The organism is Labrys sp. E2SS-1L (assembly GCF_057073705.1).
In genome coordinates this window covers 5,295,892-5,314,438 of record NZ_CP172712.1, presented here as the reverse complement: position 1 = coordinate 5,314,438, position 18,547 = coordinate 5,295,892, and the positions used below count along the sequence as shown (strand labels likewise).

General features: G+C 62.7%; 17 protein-coding genes. 9 read left to right on the top strand and 8 right to left on the bottom strand.

All coding sequences use genetic code 11. From position 1 onward, the window contains the following. Nucleotides 1-18 precede the first annotated feature (18 nt). Nucleotides 19-540 carry a MarR family winged helix-turn-helix transcriptional regulator gene (locus tag ACIGJE_RS24895; protein ID WP_415084584.1) on the bottom strand — a complete coding sequence of 174 codons (522 nt, stop codon included), beginning with the start codon at nucleotides 538-540 and terminating at the stop codon, nucleotides 19-21. A gap of 80 nt (nucleotides 541-620) precedes the next feature. On the opposite strand from ACIGJE_RS24895, the gene ACIGJE_RS24890 reads away from it, so the two are divergent. From ACIGJE_RS24890 to ACIGJE_RS24860, 7 genes are all read left to right on the top strand, one after another. After that, nucleotides 621-1,352, top strand: a complete 732-nt coding sequence (locus ACIGJE_RS24890; protein ID WP_415084586.1) for a DUF899 domain-containing protein — start codon at nucleotides 621-623, stop codon at nucleotides 1,350-1,352. A gap of 123 nt (nucleotides 1,353-1,475) precedes the next feature. Further along, complete coding sequence (locus ACIGJE_RS24885) at nucleotides 1,476-2,246, top strand: VOC family protein (protein ID WP_367625400.1); 771 nt, start codon at nucleotides 1,476-1,478, stop codon at nucleotides 2,244-2,246. Nucleotides 2,247-2,526: 280 nt separating this feature from the next. Continuing rightward, on the top strand, nucleotides 2,527-3,531 hold the full coding sequence (gene denD / locus ACIGJE_RS24880; RefSeq protein WP_367625401.1) for a D-erythronate dehydrogenase: 1,005 nt from the start codon (nucleotides 2,527-2,529) through the stop codon (nucleotides 3,529-3,531). Between the two features lie 247 nt (nucleotides 3,532-3,778). Beyond that, nucleotides 3,779-4,750 carry a 2-hydroxyacid dehydrogenase gene (locus ACIGJE_RS24875; protein ID WP_311944458.1) on the top strand — a complete coding sequence of 324 codons (972 nt, stop codon included), beginning with the start codon at nucleotides 3,779-3,781 and terminating at the stop codon, nucleotides 4,748-4,750. 621 nt (nucleotides 4,751-5,371) lie between these two features. Continuing rightward, nucleotides 5,372-6,766, top strand: a complete 1,395-nt coding sequence (locus ACIGJE_RS24870) for a porin (protein ID WP_415084589.1) — start codon at nucleotides 5,372-5,374, stop codon at nucleotides 6,764-6,766. Nucleotides 6,767-7,087: 321 nt separating this feature from the next. After that, complete coding sequence (locus ACIGJE_RS24865) at nucleotides 7,088-7,390, top strand: helix-turn-helix domain-containing protein (protein WP_311940138.1); 303 nt, start codon at nucleotides 7,088-7,090, stop codon at nucleotides 7,388-7,390. 93 nt (nucleotides 7,391-7,483) lie between these two features. After that, complete coding sequence (locus tag ACIGJE_RS24860; protein ID WP_311940136.1) at nucleotides 7,484-8,212, top strand: GntR family transcriptional regulator; 729 nt, start codon at nucleotides 7,484-7,486, stop codon at nucleotides 8,210-8,212. An 8-nt stretch (nucleotides 8,213-8,220) separates the two neighbouring features. Here the strand turns inward: ACIGJE_RS24860 and tkt are convergent, their stop codons facing one another. The 7 genes from tkt to ACIGJE_RS24825 form a co-directional block, all read right to left on the bottom strand. Further along, nucleotides 8,221-10,245 (bottom strand): transketolase, encoded by a 2,025-nt coding sequence (tkt, locus tag ACIGJE_RS24855; RefSeq protein ID WP_311940135.1) that lies wholly within the window; start codon nucleotides 10,243-10,245, stop codon nucleotides 8,221-8,223. Nucleotides 10,246-10,522: 277 nt separating this feature from the next. Beyond that, nucleotides 10,523-11,419, bottom strand: coding sequence for an NAD-dependent epimerase/dehydratase family protein (locus ACIGJE_RS24850; RefSeq protein ID WP_415084592.1), 897 nt, complete (start codon nucleotides 11,417-11,419; stop codon nucleotides 10,523-10,525). 145 nt (nucleotides 11,420-11,564) lie between these two features. Continuing rightward, on the bottom strand, nucleotides 11,565-11,798 hold the full coding sequence (locus ACIGJE_RS24845) for a DUF2160 family membrane protein (RefSeq protein ID WP_311940131.1): 234 nt from the start codon (nucleotides 11,796-11,798) through the stop codon (nucleotides 11,565-11,567). Between the two features lie 4 nt (nucleotides 11,799-11,802). Continuing rightward, nucleotides 11,803-12,639 carry a carbohydrate ABC transporter permease gene (locus tag ACIGJE_RS24840; RefSeq protein ID WP_068295726.1) on the bottom strand — a complete coding sequence of 279 codons (837 nt, stop codon included), beginning with the start codon at nucleotides 12,637-12,639 and terminating at the stop codon, nucleotides 11,803-11,805. Then, complete coding sequence (locus ACIGJE_RS24835) at nucleotides 12,639-13,520, bottom strand: carbohydrate ABC transporter permease (RefSeq protein WP_311940129.1); 882 nt, start codon at nucleotides 13,518-13,520, stop codon at nucleotides 12,639-12,641. Before ACIGJE_RS24835 ends, ACIGJE_RS24840 begins: the two co-directional genes overlap by 1 nt. A gap of 285 nt (nucleotides 13,521-13,805) precedes the next feature. Then, nucleotides 13,806-15,239: an ABC transporter substrate-binding protein gene (locus ACIGJE_RS24830; protein WP_068295730.1), complete on the bottom strand. Its 1,434-nt coding sequence runs from the start codon at nucleotides 15,237-15,239 to the stop codon at nucleotides 13,806-13,808. Nucleotides 15,240-15,497: 258 nt separating this feature from the next. Beyond that, complete coding sequence (locus ACIGJE_RS24825; RefSeq protein WP_483678946.1) at nucleotides 15,498-16,433, bottom strand: pirin family protein; 936 nt, start codon at nucleotides 16,431-16,433, stop codon at nucleotides 15,498-15,500. A 219-nt stretch (nucleotides 16,434-16,652) separates the two neighbouring features. On the opposite strand from ACIGJE_RS24825, the gene ACIGJE_RS24820 reads away from it, so the two are divergent. Further along, entirely contained in the window at nucleotides 16,653-18,212 is a 1,560-nt protein-coding gene (locus tag ACIGJE_RS24820; RefSeq protein WP_483678945.1) for a VOC family protein, read from the top strand. Next, on the top strand, nucleotides 18,205-18,534 hold the full coding sequence (locus ACIGJE_RS24815) for a GNAT family N-acetyltransferase (RefSeq protein ID WP_394312944.1): 330 nt from the start codon (nucleotides 18,205-18,207) through the stop codon (nucleotides 18,532-18,534). The genes ACIGJE_RS24820 and ACIGJE_RS24815 overlap by 8 nt, the downstream gene beginning before the upstream one ends. Nucleotides 18,535-18,547: the final 13 nt, after the last annotated feature.

Here is an 18,547-nt window from a genome sequence, read left to right as displayed (position 1 = left end):
CTATGCGGGGGCAGCGGTTTAGCAGAGAGCGGCGAGATCCTGCCTGAGGCGGATGGCCTGGCCGCCCGCCAGCGCCGTATCCAGCAGGGCATGGCTCTCCTGCCAGATCGGCACGGCCCGCGCCAGCAGCGACCGCCCCGCCGCGGTAAGCGCGAGCAGGCGGGACCGCCGGTCCGCCGGATCGCGCAATATCTGAACGAGGCCGCGGGCCTCGAGCCGCTTGAGGGCGGCGGTGAGGGTGGTGCGATCCATGGCCAGCAGTGCCGCCACCGGCCCCATTGGCGGCGGGGCAGGGCGGTTGAGCGCCATTAGCAACGAGAACTGGCTGTTTGTCAGCCCGACCGGACGCAGGGCGTCGTCGAAGCGGCGAGCCAGTGCCCGCGCCGCGCGCTGGACGTGCAGGCACAGGCAAGTATCGCGCACGAGCAGGGTCGTCGCGAAGGGAACGAGGGTTTCCTGCGTGCCCTCCGCGTCCGGGGGATCTGCCTCATCGAGGCCCGGCTGGGATGAAAAGCGCCGATGATCGGTGTGTTTTGACATGCACTAATAATGTTGATATCAACCTATTTAGTCAAGCGATCCAGAATCCGCTATCCAGGAACTGCTGCAGGGAGGTCGACATGCCAGCCCATCAGGTCGTGTCTCGGGAAGAATGGCTGACGGCGCGCAAGGCGCTGCTGATCAAGGAGAAGGAGGCGACGCGGGCACGCGACCGGCTGAATGCCGAGCGCATGGCGCTGCCTTGGGTCAAGGTCGACAAGGCCTATCTTTTCGACACGCCCCAGGGGCGGCGTACGCTCGCCGAGTTGTTCGAGGGCCGCAGCCAGCTGATCGTCTACCATTTCATGCTGGGCCCCGACTGGGATGCCGGCTGCACCGGCTGCTCCTTCCTGGCGGATCATCTCGACGGCGCCGTGGCCCATCTCAACCACCACGACGTTACGCTCACCGCCGTCTCGCGGGCGCCGCTTGCCAAGATCGAGGCCTATAAAGAGCGCATGGGCTGGCACTTTCCCTGGGCGTCGGCCTTCGGCAGTGATTTCAATTTCGACTATCACGTCTCCTTCAGCCGGGAGGACCTGGCGGGCGAGGAGATCGTCTATAATTTCACCAGCCAGCCGAGCGCCCAAGGCCATGACGAATTGCCCGGGCTGAGTGCCTTCTACAAGGACGAGCAGGGCGAGGTGTTTCACAGCTATTCGAGCTATGCCCGCGGTCCGGAGGAACTGATCGGCACTTTGATGATCCTCGACCGCGCACCCAAGGGGCGGAACGAGGCTTCGACCATGGATTTCGTGCGGCGGCATGACGAATACGAGGACAAGCCCGCTGCACATGGCTGCTGCAGCTGACACCCGTTTCGATGGCTATCGCCAAGGGGCTGTGATCGGGCCGCCATGGTCTCGGCCTATCGTCCCCTGCCAAGAAATCTGATCCGCAATCTGATCCGAAACCGACATCAAAGGGAGCCCGTCATGTCCGTCACGCATGGAAGCTTTGTCTGGTACGAACTGATGACCACGGATGTGAAGGCGGCGGCGGCCTTCTATAGCGCCGTGCTGGGCTGGGATGCGGCCGATTCCGGTATGCCGGGCCTCACCTACACGCTGTTTTCCAACAAGGGCGCGCTCGTGGCCGGCCTCATGGACATTCCGCCCGATGCTGCCGCCCGCAACGTGCCGCCGAACTGGACCGGCTTCGTGGCCGCTGACGACGTCGATGTCTCCGCGGCCGAGGTGGTGAAGCTCGGAGGCCAGGTTCATCGTGCGCCGGATGACATTCCCGGCGTCGGCCGCTTTGCCATTGCCGCCGATCCCTATGGAGCCGTGTTCGGCCTGTTCAAGGGGCAGGGGGAACCGCCGGAAATGCCGGGCCTGGGCACGCCGGGCCATATCGCCTGGCGGGAACTGCATGCCGGCGACGGGCCCGGCGCCTTCGAGTTCTATTCCAGGCTGTTCGGCTGGGAGAAGCACCAGGGCCTCGATATGGGGCCGATGGGGGTCTATCAGCTCTATGGCCAGAACGGCACCGATTATGGGGGCATGATGACCCGCACCAAGGACATGTGCGGGCCGATGTGGGTCTACTACATCCAGGTCGACAATATCGACGAGACGGCCAAGCGCGTCACAGACAATGGCGGCAAGATCCTGATGGAGCCGATGGAAGTGCCCGGTGAGATGTGGGTGATCCAATGCCGTGATCCGCAAGGGGCCCTGACGGCGATGGTCGGGCCGCGTTCCTGATCGTGTCCGCTAACGCGAATGATGGCGAGGCCCCGGAAGCGATGACGGGGCCTTTGTCATGCGCCACCATGTCCTTGTTTAATTTGTAAGACAAGAATTGGCCCAATTTGTAAGACAAGAACTTGCCTCACCTCGGCAAAGGCCTTATCGCTAGGCTGAGAAACGGCGGATTCGAGCCGTCTTCGGGCCCAGAACGGGCATCATGAGACAAAAGATGCGGTGCGATGCGCGAGGCTTCGGCTGGGTGTTTTCGGTCGCGGGGAAATGACGAGGCGAGGCGATGAAAGTCCTGATCCTGGGTGCGGCCGGCATGGTGGGCCGCAAATTGCTGGAGAGCATGAGCCGCGACGGCAAGCTTGGCGGCAAGTCCGTCAGCGAAGCATTGCTCAGCGACGTCGTGCTGCCCCAGGTTCCCGCCGGTCTGCCGTTCGCCTGCAGCGCCAGCCAGGACGATCTGCCGGTGCCCGGCACGGTCGAGCGTCTGATCGGCACTCGTCCCGATGTGATCGTCCATCTCGCCGCCATCGTCTCGGGTGAGGCGGAGGCCGATTTCGACAAGGGTTATCGCATCAACCTGGAAGGCACCCAGCGCCTGTTCGAAGCGATCCGCCAGGCCCATGGCGATGCCCGGCCGGGCGAGGGCTATTATCCGCGCGTGATCTTCTCCTCCTCCATTGCCGTGTTCGGCGCGCCCTTCCCGGAGCGTATCGGCGACGAGTTTTTCAACACGCCCCTGACCTCCTATGGCACGCAGAAGGCGATCGGCGAGCTGCTGCTGGCCGATTACAGCCGCCGTGGCTTCTTCGACGGCATCGGCATCCGCCTGCCGACCATCGCGGTGCGCCCCGGCAAGCCCAACAAGGCAGCCTCGGGCTTCTTCTCGGGCATTTTGCGCGAGCCGCTGAATGGGCAGGAAGCCATCCTGCCGGTCTCGGACGATGTGCGCCATTGGTTTGCCAGCCCTCGCTCGGCGGTCGGCTTCCTCCACCATTCAGCGGCGATCGACACGGCCCGCCTGGGCGCGCGCCGCAATCTTTCCATGCCCGGCCTCTCCGCAACGGTGGCCGAGGAGATCGAGGCCTTGCGCCGGGCCGCCGGTGACAAGGCCGTGGCGCTGATCAAGCATCAGCCCGATCCCGTGATCGAGAAGATCGTGGCGGGTTGGCCGCGCGACTTCGACACGGCGCGTGCCCTCGAACTCGGCTTCGTCGCCGATCGCGACATGGACGCCATCGTGCAGGCCCATATCGAGGACGAGCTTGGCGGCAAGCTGCCGGCCCTCTGAGCAGGCGCTTTCCTGGAGCGTCGTACCGAAAAGTGAATGCCGATTTTCGGTAAAAACGATGCAGCAACAATAGTCCATGGCGTGGGATCTGACTTCGAAAATCAGATCCCACGCCATGGATCTGCCTGCCTGCCGGAGCTTCTCGTTCCAATGCATTTTGCGATTTGGTGATTTCGCCAGACCGCAAAACGCTTTAGGTCTTGGCGCTATCCTTCGATCCATTCCATTCCCTGAGAGTTCCCTCGGCATGTCCGCACCCGATCTTCTGATGCCCAAGCCCATGCTTGCCCAAACGGTCGAGGCCTTGGATCAGGCCTTTACCGTGCACAAGCTCTGGCTGGCGGATGATCCCGATGCGGTGCTGGCGAGGATCGCCGACCGGGTGCGCTTCCTCGCAGCTGGCGGCCATGCCCATGTCGACGAAGCGCTGATCGCTGCTTTACCCAAGCTCGAAATCATCGCCAATTTCGGCGTCGGCTATGATTCCGTCGATGCCGCCGCGGCGGCACGGCATGGCGTCGTCGTCACCAACACGCCCGAAGTCCTCAACGAGGACGTCGCCGATCTCGCCATGGCCTTGCTGCTGGCGACCATCCGCGAAGTACCGCAGGCCGACCGCTTCCTGCGGCAGGGCAAATGGCTGAGCGAAAACTATCCATTGACGCCGGCGACGCTGCGCGGGCGCACGCTCGGTATCGTCGGCCTGGGGCGGATCGGCAAAGCCATCGCCCGCCGCGCCGAGGCCTTTGGCCTGAAGATCGCCTATTACGGGCGCCGGCGCCAGGCGGATGTCGCCTATGCCTACCACTCCAGCGTGAAGGCGCTGGCGGAGGCGGTGGATACGCTGATGATCATCGTCCCCGGCGGGGCGGAGACGCGCCATCTAGTCGATGCCGAGGTGCTCAAGGCGCTCGGCCCCGACGGCGTGCTGATCAATGTCGCCCGCGGTTCTGTCGTCGACGAGGGCGCCCTGATCGAGGCGCTACGCAATCGCACCATTCTCGCGGCGGGGCTCGACGTCTTCGCCGACGAACCGCAGGTGCCCGAAGCGCTGGTGGCGCTCGACAATGCGGTGCTGCTGCCGCATGTCGGCTCGGCCACCATTCACACCCGCCGGGCCATGGGCCAGCTGGTGGTCGACAATCTCGTCTCCTGGCGCGATGGCAAGGGGCCGCTGACGCCGGTGTCCGAGACGCCCTGGCCCCGAGAGAAGGCCTGACGGCCGTCAGCTTCAGCCATAGACAAGACAAGCAAGCACCGCTGGACCATCGGTCCGGCGGTGCTTGCTTGTGTCTGATGCGGAGAGATTTCTCGTCTCGTTGCATGGCATGCCACCTGCAAGCAAAACGGGATATCGGATAGGAACTTTTCCGAACTCATTCCGGCATCGATGTGCGGGGGCGGTGGATCGGTAAGTCTTATATTACCACATGGAAACTGATTGGCCTGCAATGACGGGCTTGTGGTGTCTTTTGCTAAGAGATAGAGGTTTCGTGTATTAATTTTATGTGTTCCAATTATAAAACACCGAAATAAACTTATATTTTGTTGGTATATTAATTAGATATACCCTTAAGGGTAGTCGATTCTTTGGTGTAAGCTACGATGCTCTGGATGTGTCTTTTGAGTGACACATATTCGCCAAAATGTTTTCTGTCGGTGCCAAGGTAGAAAAACTCTATTGTGGCGCTTTCTAGAATATCGCACCTTCATTGCGACGATTCACGTGGCGGCCAAGTGCTTTCCAAGCATGCGCCAAGTTCGGTCGGCTGTTGCGAGTGGGGTGTCATGACAAGAAGTCCCCTCGTGCAAGTAAAATAATGTCCCGGAGGGGGTTTTGATGACGATTAAATCCGCACTTCTCGGCGCTGCTGCAGGCATCGCCGCCATCGGCGCCGCCCAGGCTGCCGACCTGCCCATGACCAAGGGCGAGGCCGTCGAATATGTGAAGGTCTGCTCGGCCTTCGGTCCCGGCTTCTTCTACATCCCCGGCAGCGATACCTGTCTGAAGATCGGCGGCGAGATCCGCGCCGATTATCGCGCGTTCGGCGGCGACCGGGTGGGCATCAATACGGCTCCGACATCCATCAACAATGTCTTGACCAATGTTGGGCAGAACCGGAATGATGATCGCTCGGCCTTCAACACGCAGGCCCGTATCTGGTTCGACGCCCGCACCGAGACCGATTGGGGCGTGCTGCGCTCCTACTTCCAGATCAATGCCGACTCTCATCCGATTTCGGCTCAAGGTCGTGGCGGCACCTACAACGGCAACACCTTCACGATCGACAAGGCCTTCATCCAGTTCGGTGGCCTGACCGCTGGTTACGCCCATTCGTTCTTCGGCTTCTACGACAACGAGTATGGCGATACGATCTGGGCACCCTACTACGCAGAAACCAGCACGGTTAACCTCATCGCCTACACCGCTCAGTTCGGCGGTGGCTTCAGCGCCACGCTGTCGATCGAAGATGGCCGCGACCACCGTGTCAACGACGTTGGCTTGGATAGCACGGTCCTCGGCTTCGGTAACAGCGTGGACATCAATCTGCAGGGCGGGCAACAGCTTCCGGACGTCGTTGGTCAGTTGCGCTATGATGCAAGTTGGGGATCCTTGGCCGTCCAAGGAGCTCTCCACCAGCTGCGCTCGCCCGAGACTGTTGACGTGACGGCGACGTTGGGTGGCAACACTGGCACTCTTTCCATCCCGACGACTCACGACAACAAGTACGGCTTTGCCATTGGCGGTACCGCCCTCATTAAAATACCGGTCATCGACGGCGGCCATTTTATCGTTGAAGGTCAGTATGCCGATGGCGCTACCGAGTATCTCGGTGTCAAGAACAGCCTGGGCACGCTCATCGGCTTGTCGGACCTCTTCCCCTCGTCGATCGGGCCCGGAGGTATCTCGGGCTATGACACGACCAAGGGCTGGTCGATCGTGGCCGAACTCGGTGGCAATATCACGCCGCAGCTCAACGCCAATCTGGTGGGCAGCTACATCGACGTGAAGGCGGACGGCATTCTGCGCAACGTTGTTCCGGGTATCGATATCTCGCTCAAGGAATACTCCATCGCGGGCAATCTGACCTATACGATCGTCAAGGGCCTCTCAGTGGCGGGCGAAGTCTCCTATACCCACACCAAGCAGGAAGTTGGCATCGGGCCGCTCGGGTCTTTGGATGGCTCCGCTAACTCCTGGCAGGGTGGTGTTCGCCTGAAGCGCACCTTCTGATCCGAACGAAACGATCTGAGAGCGGGGCCTGGCGTGAGCCGGGCCCCGCTTGGCCTATTGTGCTTGCGGTCTTGAAGTTGTGCTGTGCGTTTTGGCAACGTCCTCAAGAAATTGTGATGTTACGAATTTGATCTGTAACGCTGAATGCATTCCGGTATGGTAACGTATATTGGAGTGCCTTACGTATAGCAGTTGAAGTCCAGTGCATTTTGCGGAGTCTTCCCGGTTCTGGAGAAGTCGCGATGAAATATTTGAGAATGTTTGCTGAAAGAGTTCCAGGCAATGTAGCGCGATCTCACCAGGCGTGAAGTGAGTGAAGAAATGCAGGAAAGAGCGAGCCGTCCCTTCCAGAAGAACTCCACATCGCTCCAGATCGATTGGAAGCGATTTGGCGACGATTTGCGGAATGCGCGCGCCGCGCGCGGGCTGACCTATCGACAGTTCGGCGCACTTACGGGTGTGACCTTCAGTACGCTGGCGCGGCTCGAATCCTCCTACCTGCCCTGCAATGCCGAAACCTTCATGACGCTGGCGGTGGAAATGGGGCGTGATCCCCTGGCCTATGCGATCCGCGGCAATGCCAGCGCGAGCGGTGTGCTCGCCCAGGAGACGGATGCTGCGTGATTGAGGTGCTGCGAAAGCAGGACCAAGCATGCGCTGTTGCTGGAGCGGTAAAGCTGGTAGGGTCGCGCATCCTTCTCGCCGATTTGCCGCTTCATGCTCGATCGTTCCACGCCGGTTCCCCTTTATTTTCAACTCGCTGAAACCCTGAGGGCCGGAATTTCGCAAGGCCTCTACGCCGCGGGTGAGAGACTTCCTTCCGAACATGAGCTGTGTGCCCGTTACGACATCTCGCGTAGCGTCGTGCGCCAGGCCCTGCAGTCGCTGGCGCTGCAGGGATTGATCGAGACCGAGCGCGGCCGTGGTGCCTTCGTGCGCGAACGCAGGGTGCCGATCAATCTAAGCCAGCGCCTCGACCCGCTGCGGGAGGATCTGGCGCGGGCCGGCTTCAAGCTGAGCACGAAGATCCTGGCGCAGCGCCTGATCGAGGCCCCTGCGGCCATCGCCGAGCGCATAGGTGATGCCAGGGCCGTGCTGATCGAGCGCCTGCGCTATGCCGATGGCGAGGTGCTGCTTCTGGTGCGCAACTATCTGCCCTATGGCCGTGTGCCGGGATTGCTGACCTATCCCGGCCTCGACCAGGTCTCGCTCTACGAATGCCTCGAGCGGGATTTCGGCGTCATCGTCTCCAGCGGGCAGCGCACCGTGGAGATCGGCACGGCCGATGCCGAGATAGCCGGTCATCTCGGTCTCGATCCGGGGTCGCATGTGCTCTTCAACCGCGAACTGACCTATGACCAGGAAGGCAGGCCGGTGGAATATTACGAATCCTGGCACCATCCCGATCGCACGCGCCTGACCATCGAACTGCATCGGGCGCGCTGACGTCCTTCTCAGGTGCCGACCGCCAGCAGCGCCCTGGCCCTTGCCGCCACCGCCTCGGCCGTGAGGCCGAAATGCTGGTAGAGCAGCGGGCCGGGCGCGCTTTCCCCGAAGGCGTCGATGCCAACAACCGCGCCAGGGCCGCGCAGGAACTGATACCAGTAGATCGACGAGGCCGCTTCGACGAACAGGCTCGGCAGGCCCGGCGGCAGGACGGCGTCGCGATAGGCCGCCGACTGCTCTGCAAAGATGTTCGCGTTGGGGATCGATACCACCCGGGCATGGATCCCCTCGGCCGCGAGATGCGTCGCCGTTTCGGTGACGAGGCCGAGCTCGGAGCCGGTACCAGCAAGGACGAGATCGGGGCGCTGCGTTGGCTCCGAGAGGACATAGCCGCCGCGCCGGATCGCCTGCCGGTGTTCCCCGCTGTGCGTGATGGCTGAGCCGTCCTGGCGGGCGGCGACGATGACGCTGGGACCCTCGCGGCCCACCGCGTCTTCCCAGGCGAGCAGCGCTTCGAGCTCGCTGCCGGGGCGCCAGAGCGACAGGCCGGGAATGGCGCGCAGGGCAAGGAGCTGTTCGGCCGGCTGGTGAGTCGGGCCGTCCTCGCCGACCCCGATGGAATCATGCGTATAGAGAAAGATCGCCTTCAGCTTCATCAGGGCTGCAAGGCGCACGGCGTTGCGGGCGTAGTCGCTGAAGACGAGATAGGTCGAGCCGAAGGGGATCAGGCCGCCATGGGCTGCCATGCCGTTCATCACGGCGGACATGCCAAATTCTCGGACGCCGTAATGGATGAAATTGCCGGCGAAATCCCCCGGCAGGATCGACCTGGAAGCGGCGGTCCAGGCCAGGGTGGACTGGCTGAGGTCAGCCGAGCCACCGATCAGTTCCGGCAGCAGCGCGGTGAAGCGGGCGAGAACCTTGCTGGAAGCCTTGCGCAGAGGCTGGCGGGCTGGCGGTTCCGCCAGCAGGGCATCGGCATAGGCTGCCACGACGGAAGCAAAAGCGACTGGTGCTTCGCCGGCCATGCGGCGCTGCAGCTCCGCGGCAAGATCCGGATGGGTCGCCCGGTAGCGGGCGAACAGGGCCTCCCAGGCTGCCTGCCTGTCCGCTCCGCGCTTGCGCGCATCCCAGCCGGCGCGGATGGGAGAGGGCACTTCATGCGGCGGATAGCGCCAGCCCAGCGCTTCGCGGGTTGCCGTGGCCTCGGCAGCGCCCAATGGGGCGCCATGAACTTCTTCCTTGCCCTGCTTGGTGGGCGCGCCGAAGCCGATAATGGTGCGACAGCAGATCAGGCTCGGCCTGTCATGCACGCCACGCGCTTCCTCGATCGCGGCCTCGACGGCGCCGGGGTCATGGCCGTCGACATCAGAGACCACGTGCCAGCCCAGCGCCCGGAAACGCGCCGGCGTGTCGTCGGCGAACCAGGCCCTGACTTCGCCGTCGATGGAGATGCCGTTGTCGTCATAGAAGGCGATCAGCCGGCCGAGACCGAGTGCGCCGGCGAGCGAAGCGGCCTCCTGCGCCACGCCTTCCATCAGGCAGCCATCGCCGACAAAGACGTAGGTGTGATGGTCGATGACGGGAAAATCGTCGCGGTTGAATTCGGCCGCGAGCTTGCGCTCGGCGAGCGCCATGCCGACGGCATTGGCGAAGCCCTGGCCGAGCGGCCCGGTGGTCGTCTCCACGCCGGGCGTGATGCCGTATTCGGGATGGCCCGGCGTCCTGGATCCAGGCTTGCGATGGGCCTTGAGCTCCTCGAGGGAGAGGTCGTAGCCCGACAGATGCAGCAGGGAATAGATCAGCATCGCGCCATGGCCGTTCGACTGCACGAAACGGTCGCGGTCGATCCAGCTCGGGTCGGCCGGATTGTGCTTGAGGAAGCGATTCCATAGCACCTCGGCGATATCGGCCATGCCCATGGCGGTGCCGGGGTGACCGGTCCCGGCCGCCTCGATGGTATCGACGGTCAGGAAGCGGATGGCGTTGGCGAGGTCGCGCTGGGAGGGGGCAGGTCGTTCGTCGAAGCTCATGGCGTTTCCTGTGCGGTCGGCTGGTCCATTCAGGGCGAGCTGGTTTCGCTTCTTGTAATCCTGTCCGTACAAGTAGGCTGGACAATCGATGCTGTCAAACACGACCGCTCATGCGGGCCGGATGGCCTGCAGCGGTCACAGCGGCGGATGACCGCTTCTGCTGAGCCATCCTTACCCGAGGGACGACAGTCGTAATTCAACTGCTGGCAAAGACGCTGGAAAATCGCCTGGACAACAGAACTTCGACTGTAACCCTATCCATGGTCCATAACAGCCTCTAGCCTTTCACGTAACGCCGCCAGGGATGCTCTTCGCGGAAACCCAGCAGCTCGCGGGCCTTCTTGTTGGACAGCAGCGTCTCGTATTCGCCGAGCGCGCCCTTGACCGGTACCTCGGGGTAGAAGCGGCGGAGCAGTTCGGCTGTCGGCAGATTGGACGAGGTCTCGTCGTTGACGGCATTGAAAACCTGGAAGCCGAGGCCCTCCTTCTCGATGGCGAGCCGGGTGATCTGGCCGAGGTCGCGCGCATCGATGTAGCTCCAGGCGATGCGCTTGCGAAAACCGGGATCGGCGAACCATTTGGGAAAGTTCTCGGTGTAGTCCTCGGGAATGATGACGTTGCCGATGCGCAGCGCGTAGATGTCGATGCCCTCGCGCAGGGCAAAGGCCCGGGCCGTCTTCTCGTTGACGACCTTGGAGAGGGCATAGCTGTCCATCGGGTCGACGTCATAGTTCTCGTCGAGCGGGAAATAGGCGGGATTGCGGTGCTCATGGGCGAAGACGACGCCATAGGTCGTCTCGCTCGAGGCAATCACGACCTTGCGGATGCCGAGCTTGGTCGCCGCTTCGATGACGTTGTAGGTGCCGAGCGCATTGACGCGGAACACCTCGTTGTCAGGCACGATCATGATGCGTGGAATGGCGGCGAAATGGACGACGGCGTCGACCTTCTGCGGACGCAGCGAGGCGTCGAACTCGTGCGTGCCCATATAGCTCGACAGCGCATTGAAGACCTGGCCGGCATCGGTGATGTCGGCAATCAGCGTGCGAACGCGCGGATCGTCCAGCGGCTTGGTGTCGATGTTGAGCACCTCATAGCCGTGATCGAGGAGATCCTTCACGACATGGCGGCCGGCCTTGCCGCTGCCGCCGGTGAACATGATGCGCTTGGCCATTGTCCGCTCCCTCATCTTGTCATCGTATTTTGTATGACAATAGTGGGAGGAAGCCGAAGCGCAAGAGCAAGATTCTACCTTAGATTTGCGCCTCGGCAGGGGGGAATTATCCTGACGGTCGGGCCAAGCATGGCCGCCATCGGCATCACCCCTTCTTGATGATCACATAGCCGAGCACCAGCGAGATCGCGGTGGCGACATAGATCGAGAGCGACTGCTCGACGAAGCGCATCCAGAACAGATGGATGGCGATCAAGAGGACCACGGCGATGAAGCCGCGGTCGAAGCCGTTGGTGTGGATCGGCAGGAAGCCGGTCTTTTCGACGGGAGGCTTTTCGAGCTCTTCGTCCTGCTTGTCGAGATTGGCGAACTGGTTCATGGCCTCATCCCTTCACGGCGCCGAAGGTCAGGCCGGCGACGATATGGCGCTGAACCACGCCGAGGATCACCAGGGCGGGGATCAGCGTCAGCATGGCGGTGGCGGCAAGCTGGCCCCAATTGGTGCCGGTGACGGAGACATATTCTGCAAGCAGCGTGGTGATGGTGCGGGCCTCCACGCTGGTGAGGGTGGCGGCCAGGAGATATTCGTTCCAGGCGAAGATCCAGGTGAGGATCATGGTGACGGCGAGGCCCGGCCGGGCGAGCGGATAGATCACCTTGGCGAGAAGCTGGAAGGTCGAGGCGCCGTCGATGGTGGCGGCCTCGTCGAGTTCCTGCGGGATGGAATCGAGCACCGGCCGCAGCGTCCACACGGCGAAGGGCAGGTTGAACACGCAATAGAGCAGGACGAGGCCGATGCGCGTATCGAACAGTTTCCAGTCGCCGACGACGAAGACCTGCGTGTAGAGCAGGAACAAAGGCAGCAGGAACACCGCCGGCGGGGCCATGCGGTTGGTGATGGTCCAGAAGAAGACGTTCTCCTTGCCGACCAGCTTGTAGCGCGTCAGCGCATAGGTGGCGAGGAAGCCGAGCAGGGTCACAAGAAAGGCATTGGAGGTGGCGACGATGACCGAATTCAACATGTATTTCTGCAGGTTCGGGTCGGTCAGGGCGTTGGCGTAGTTGTCCGGGAAGAAGGAAGTCAACAGGAAGCTCGGCCGGCCGAAGAGCTCGACGCGGCTCTTGGCCGAGACCACGAACAGCCAGTAGATCGGCGCCAGCGTGATCAGGCTGAGCACGATCCAGAGCAACAGGCTGACGAAGACATTGGGCTTGCGCATCACTCGGGCCTCCTGAGGTCGCGGCGGGCCACCAGGGCCGAATAGAGCAGCCAGCACATCACGATGGTGAGGTAGAGGACCAGCACGGACATGGCGCCGCCATAGCCGTAGTCCTTCTTGGGAAACACCACGCGGAAGATATAGAGGCCGACGAAGCGGGTGGCATCGCCAGGGCCCCCGGAGGTCAGCATGAAGATCTCGTCGAAGGTGCGCAACGCATCCATCAGGCGGATGAACACGGTGGCGAGAATGGCCGGCTTCAGCATCGGCAAAGTGATGTGCCAGAAGATCTGGAAGCGGCTGGCGCCGTCGATCTGCGCCTGCTCGAAGGGATCCTTGGGCAGGGACGACAGGGCGGCGAGCAGGGTCAGCGTCACCAGCGGCGTCCAGTGCCAGATATCCATGATCACCACGGCGGTGAAGGCCTGGTCGGAGAAGCGGCTGATGTTGAGGTCGTAGCCGAACCAGCTTCGAAGATAGCTCGGCAACGGGCCGAGGCCGGGCGTCAGCAGCAGACGCCAGATCGCGCCCACGGCGATCGGCGCGATCACCAGCGGCAAAGTATGGATGGTACGGAAGAAGCCCTTGCCCGGGAAGTCGCGCATGAAGAGTTGGGCGAGGAAATAGCCGAGCACGATCTCGCTGACCACGGCGAAGAAGCCGAATTTCAACGTGCCCCAGATCGACTTGAGGAAGTCGGTATCGAAGACCAAGGCCCGGAAATTGTCGAGCCCGTTGAAATGCATGGTCGGATCGGCAGCGAAGCTGTTCCACTGCGTGAAGGAGACCACCATCACGTAGATGAACGGCACGACACCGAACAGAGCGAGGATGAACAGGGTGGGTGCCAGCAGCAGCCAGCCGGTTGTCGACGATCGCATGAGGGTTCCTTCACCCGCGAGGCAAGAGGGATGCCGATCTCGAAAGCTACGGCACCTCGAGCAAGTGAGCGTTCAGGCGTGAACGCTCACTTGCTCCAACTCTTTGATCCAACGTGTCTTTGCGATTTGAAGTGTCTCGTTCAAATGGCGGCCCGCTTTGGATCGATGCGGCCTTTGTCATTGCCGGGCTTGGCCCGGCAATCCAGTCCCCACCTGGCCAGTACTCACCTGGCGAAGGCACCCGGATGCCCGGGTCAAGCCCGGGCATGACAAAGGCCGACGTTCTTACTTGCGATAGCCCAGCTTCTTGAGTTCGGCTTCCGTCGTGGCCGCCATCTGGTCGAGGGCGTCGGAGGCGGAAAGGTCGCCCGTGATCGCCTTGTAGAAGATCGAGGCGGTCGCTTCACGCACCTGGGCGTGGAAGGGGTAGGGCGGGGCACCGGCAAAGAGTTTGCCGTCCTTCTTCATCAGCGAATAGTAGCCGTTCGTCTTCTCGTCCTGCGCCTTCACCTTGGGATCGTCATAGGTCGCGGTGTGGGTGATGCGCGAACCGGCGACGGCCCAATCGGCCTGGACGCTCTCCTGGGCGATATATTGCAGGAAGAGCAGGGCCGCTTCCTTGTTCTTGGAGGCATAGGAGATGCCGAAGGCACCGCCGTCATAATAGCCGATATAGCCCTTGCCGGCTTCCGCGGCCTCGATCACGCCGGGGGAGGTCGGCGGCAAGGCCACGCCGACCTTGCCCACCACCTTGGACTTGGAGGCATCGGTGGCGATCCAGGCGGCGTTCTCGCCATAGACCAGGCCCTGGGCCGCGCGGCCGGCTGCGAAGGTGGCGGCGACTTCGTCCCAGGTGCTGGCGGTGGATTCGGGCGGCGCGTCCGGCAGCAGGCTCAGCCAGTATTCCAGGGCCTTCTTGGCCTCGGGGCTGTTCATCGAGCCGCCATTGGCGACGGTGGCGGCATAGTTCTTGGAAGCGTCGATGCCCCAATTATAGACGCCGAAGGTCGGCGCGACGCTTTCGAAGAATTCGTACCAGGAGGCGGGGTGGCCGGTATTGGCCTGCACCGTCGAGCCCCACAATTCCTCGCCCTTGTCCTTGCCCCATTCGGTGAAGAAGTCGGCGATGGCCTTGTAGTCCTCATGGGTCTTGGCGGGCGCGAGATCCTTGCCGGTCTTCTTCTTGTAGGCTTCCTTCACCGCCGGATCATCGAACAGGTCCTTGCGATAGAGGTAGATCTTGATGAAGGCCTCCATCGGCACGCCGTAGAGGTCGCCCTTGTCGTCCTTGAAGTAGTTGGCGAAGCTGGTGAACTTCGCGGGATCGTAGTCGGGCGCCTTCAGCGCCGGCTTGTCGGCGAGGGTCTTGGTGATGTCGACCAGGAAGTTGCGGGCCAGATAGCTGTAGATGATGTCCTGCTCGATATAGACGAAGTCATAGACGCCGGTCTTGGCCTCCATGTCCTTGATCGCCTTGTCGTACATCTGGTCCCAGGAGGTGGCTTCGAACTCCACCTTGATGCCGGTGGCCTTGGTGAAGGCTGGGCCCAGCACGTTCTTCACATAGTTGGAGGGCGGCGTGCTTTCCGAAATACCGTGGATGGTGACGCCCTGGAGGTCCTTGGAGGCGTCGGACCAGAAATCGGCATAGGCGGAGGTGGTGGCGAGCAGGACGCTGACCGTCAGTGCGGCGAGGCCGGCTCCTATCTTCCTGTACATCTGATTTCTCCCTGGAAATGGCTTGTTTCTTATTGCCCGCGTGGCGACGGGATTGGCGCCGGAGCCACATCATAGGGGCGCCCTTCATTTTGTTGCGCATTTCCACAAACTGAGTCAATGGGCAAGGTCACGCGCAAGGTGAAGTTGTATGAAGAATCTTGCGCAAAGTCATCCCGAAAATGTGACGAACCTTCTCCATTGTGTGAAGAAGGTTCGTCGCACACTGCCTATCCGGGAGAATGAATGCCGTTGCCGGTCTCAATCGGGCAGAGGAATATGCTCGGCGCGATCGTCCGGTGGCAGATCGAACAGGCCCTGGCCCCAGTTCTGGGCCTGCCATTGCGCCTTGGCTTCCTCGATGCGTTCCTTCGAGGAGGCGACGAAGTTCCACCAGATATAACGAGGTCCGCCAAGGGTGGCGCCGCCCAGGATCATCAGGCGGGCGCCCCGGTCGCCGGCCGCAACCGTGATGGCGTCGCCGGGGCGGAAGACCATCATCTGCCCGGCCTCGAAATCCTGGCCGGCAATGGAGACGGAGCCTTGCGTGATGTAGAGGCCGCGATCCTCATGATTATCCGGCATGGGCAGTCTTGCGCCGGGAGAGAGGACGACGTCGCCGTAGAAGGTCTCCGAGAACATCGTCGCCGGCGCCTTCTCGCCATAGGCATTGCCGAGGATAAGCTTCACGCTGACGCCGTCACTTTCGATCACCGGCAGGGCCTCCTTGCCGTGATGCTCGAACATCGGCGCCATGTCCTCGTGGGTTTCCGGCAGGGCGACCCAGGTCTGGATGCCGAACAGGCTGTTGGGACCGCGGCGGGCTTGCGCCGAGGTCCGTTCCGAATGGGTGACCCCGCGCCCGGCCACCATCCAGTTCAGGGCGCCGGGGTGGATGACCTGGTCGGTGCCCAGGCTGTCGCGATGGTGGAAATCGCCGCGATAGAGATAGGTGACGGTACCCAGGCCGATATGGGGATGCGGGCGGACGTCGACGCCCTGGCCGGTCAGGAATTCGGCAGGCCCCGCCTGGTCGAAGAAGATGAAGGGGCCGACCATCTGGCGCTTGGGGGCGGGCAGGGCGCGGCGAACTTCGAAGCCGCCGAGATCGCGCGAACGCGGAACGATCAAGGTTTCGATCGCGTCGATGCCGATCGCGTCGGGGCAGCCGGGTGTCAGGGCGGGGTTCCAGCTCATTCGATCCTCCAGTCCACTTGGTGCTTCGGACGTTGTCGGCCGCAAGATCTCAAACTTTGCTCAGGCGGCCCATGGCTCAGCATAGGTCGGGAACTGGTCGCTCAAAACCCTTTTGCCGTTCGACAATCGAGAACGCCGATTTCGATGTCAGTGACTTGGACGAACGCAGACGATCATGCGAGTTTGGAAAACATCGACAGGAGAGAGACGGGTAGCAATATGACGGCAATGGCCGCGAGCGGGATCCACCACGTCACCTTGATGACGCGCAACGTGCAGGCGAATGTCGATTTCTATGTCGGCTTCCTCGGCCTGCGCCTGGTCAAGCGTACGGGCGGCTACGAAGATGCCCAGCAACTCCATCTCTTCTATGGCGATCGTCTCGGCTCGCCCGGCTCCATCGTCACCTTCCTCGTCTGGGAGGACGGTGCCCCCGGCCGTGTCGGCAATGGCCAGGTTTCCGAGATCGCCTTTGCGGTGCCGTCGGCCAGCATCGGCGACTGGATGACGCGGGCCCTCAGCCATGGCGTGCCGATGACGGGGCCGTCGCAGGAATTCGGCGAATCCGTACTGCGGCTCAAGGATCCCGACGGCGTCATCGTCAAGCTGGTCGGTGCCGACCTGCCATCAGCCGCGTCCTGGGGCAACGAAGCGACCGCGCCGCGGCGCTTGCGTGCGGTGACCCTGCTGACGGACCAGCCGGAGGAAACGGCGGCCTTCATCGCGCGTTTCGGCTACCGGCCCGGGCCGCGCGAGGGCAGTGTCCAGCGCCTGCTGTCGGATACGGATGCCGTCGATGTCCGCGATGCCTCGGGCTATGTGCCGGGTGTTCCCGGTACCGGCACGGCCGATCATGTCGCCTTTCGCGCGGTGGATGTGGCTGAGGTGCGCAAGCACGAGGCTGCGCTGTCGCGTCTCAATTCGTCGCCAACCAATTTCCATGATCGCAACTACTTCACCTCGCTCTATGTACGGGAGCCAGGCGGCACCTTGATCGAAGTGGCGACGGATGGTCCGGGTTTTGCCATCGACGAGGCAGCCGACCGTCTCGGCGAGCGCCTGTTCGTACCGCCCGGCGATGCCGGGCGGGCGGAGGAGCTGAAGGCCATGCTGCCGCAGTTCTCCCTGCCCGGAGAGCCGCGCCTGCCGCACCGGGATCTGCCGTTCGTGCATCGGTTCCATACGCCGGACCAGCCCGACGGCAGCACATTGGTCCTGTTGCACGGAACCGGCGGGAACGAGGCCGATCTGATGCCGCTCGCCCGACAGATCGCGCCCCATGCGACCTTGCTGGGCGTGCGTGGGCGTAGCCATGAGGAAGGCGTGCTGCGCTGGTTCCGGCGCATGGGAATGACGAAGTTCGATCAGGCCGACATCGCCTTCGAGGCGAAGGCCTTCGCGGCTTTCATCGAGGGGGCCGTGGCAGGCTATGGCCTCGACGCCGGCCGCCTGACCTTTCTGGGCTATTCCAACGGCGCCAATTTCATCGCCGCCGTAATGGGGCTGCATCCCGGCATCATCACGCGCGCCATTCTGCTGCGGGCGATGCCGGTGCTCGAGGCCTTGCCGCAGGCCGATCTTGCCGGGACATCGGCCCTGATGTTGACCGGGGCACGGGACCCCTTCGCGCAGGAAGCGCCCCGGCTTGAGGCCTGGCTGCGGGACCAGGGCGCCGACGTCACCGCCCGCAGCATCGACGCCGGCCATGAATTGTCATCCGCCGACCGGTCGGCGGCACGTCAATGGTTCGAAATCACTGAGGGAGGCCGCAATGGCTGACATCGACATTCGTCGCGACGAACTGGCCGAACCGCGTGGGCGTTATGTCGCGCGCATCGACGGTGTGGAAGGGGAGGCCGAGATCGTCTTCACCAGGCACGGAGCCGGCTTGATCAGTGCCGATCATACCGGTGCCCCCGAGACGATGCGCGGCACCGGCGCTGCCGCCGCTCTGGTGGCCTATATGGTGGAGGACGCGCGCCGTAACGGCTTCCGCATCCTGCCGCTTTGCCCCTATGTGCGGGCGCAATACCGCAAGCACCCTGACTGGGCCGACGTGATGACGCTGGCGCCGGGCGAGGATCCGCCGGCGACGGCGTAGCTCTACGGCTTTT

Bases quoted from the DNA above. Each gene is read 5' to 3' on its own strand.
- ACIGJE_RS24835 (WP_311940129.1), bottom strand. From the start codon at position 13,520: ATGCGATCGTCGACAACCGGCTGGCTGCTGCTGGCACCCACCCTGTTC.
- ACIGJE_RS24820 (WP_483678945.1), top strand. From the start codon at position 16,653: ATGACGGCAATGGCCGCGAGCGGGATCCACCACGTCACCTTGATGACG.
- ACIGJE_RS24890 (WP_415084586.1), top strand. From the start codon at position 621: ATGCCAGCCCATCAGGTCGTGTCTCGGGAAGAATGGCTGACGGCGCGC.
- ACIGJE_RS24830 (WP_068295730.1), bottom strand. From the start codon at position 15,239: ATGTACAGGAAGATAGGAGCCGGCCTCGCCGCACTGACGGTCAGCGTC.
- ACIGJE_RS24825 (WP_483678946.1), bottom strand. From the start codon at position 16,433: ATGAGCTGGAACCCCGCCCTGACACCCGGCTGCCCCGACGCGATCGGC.
- ACIGJE_RS24850 (WP_415084592.1), bottom strand. From the start codon at position 11,419: ATGGCCAAGCGCATCATGTTCACCGGCGGCAGCGGCAAGGCCGGCCGC.
- ACIGJE_RS24885 (WP_367625400.1), top strand. From the start codon at position 1,476: ATGTCCGTCACGCATGGAAGCTTTGTCTGGTACGAACTGATGACCACG.
- ACIGJE_RS24870 (WP_415084589.1), top strand. From the start codon at position 5,372: ATGACGATTAAATCCGCACTTCTCGGCGCTGCTGCAGGCATCGCCGCC.
- tkt (WP_311940135.1), bottom strand. From the start codon at position 10,245: ATGAGCTTCGACGAACGACCTGCCCCCTCCCAGCGCGACCTCGCCAAC.
- ACIGJE_RS24875 (WP_311944458.1), top strand. From the start codon at position 3,779: ATGTCCGCACCCGATCTTCTGATGCCCAAGCCCATGCTTGCCCAAACG.
- ACIGJE_RS24845 (WP_311940131.1), bottom strand. From the start codon at position 11,798: ATGAACCAGTTCGCCAATCTCGACAAGCAGGACGAAGAGCTCGAAAAG.
- denD (WP_367625401.1), top strand. From the start codon at position 2,527: ATGAAAGTCCTGATCCTGGGTGCGGCCGGCATGGTGGGCCGCAAATTG.
- ACIGJE_RS24865 (WP_311940138.1), top strand. From the start codon at position 7,088: ATGCAGGAAAGAGCGAGCCGTCCCTTCCAGAAGAACTCCACATCGCTC.
- ACIGJE_RS24815 (WP_394312944.1), top strand. From the start codon at position 18,205: ATGGCTGACATCGACATTCGTCGCGACGAACTGGCCGAACCGCGTGGG.
- ACIGJE_RS24840 (WP_068295726.1), bottom strand. From the start codon at position 12,639: ATGCGCAAGCCCAATGTCTTCGTCAGCCTGTTGCTCTGGATCGTGCTC.
- ACIGJE_RS24860 (WP_311940136.1), top strand. From the start codon at position 7,484: ATGCTCGATCGTTCCACGCCGGTTCCCCTTTATTTTCAACTCGCTGAA.
- ACIGJE_RS24895 (WP_415084584.1), bottom strand. From the start codon at position 540: ATGTCAAAACACACCGATCATCGGCGCTTTTCATCCCAGCCGGGCCTC.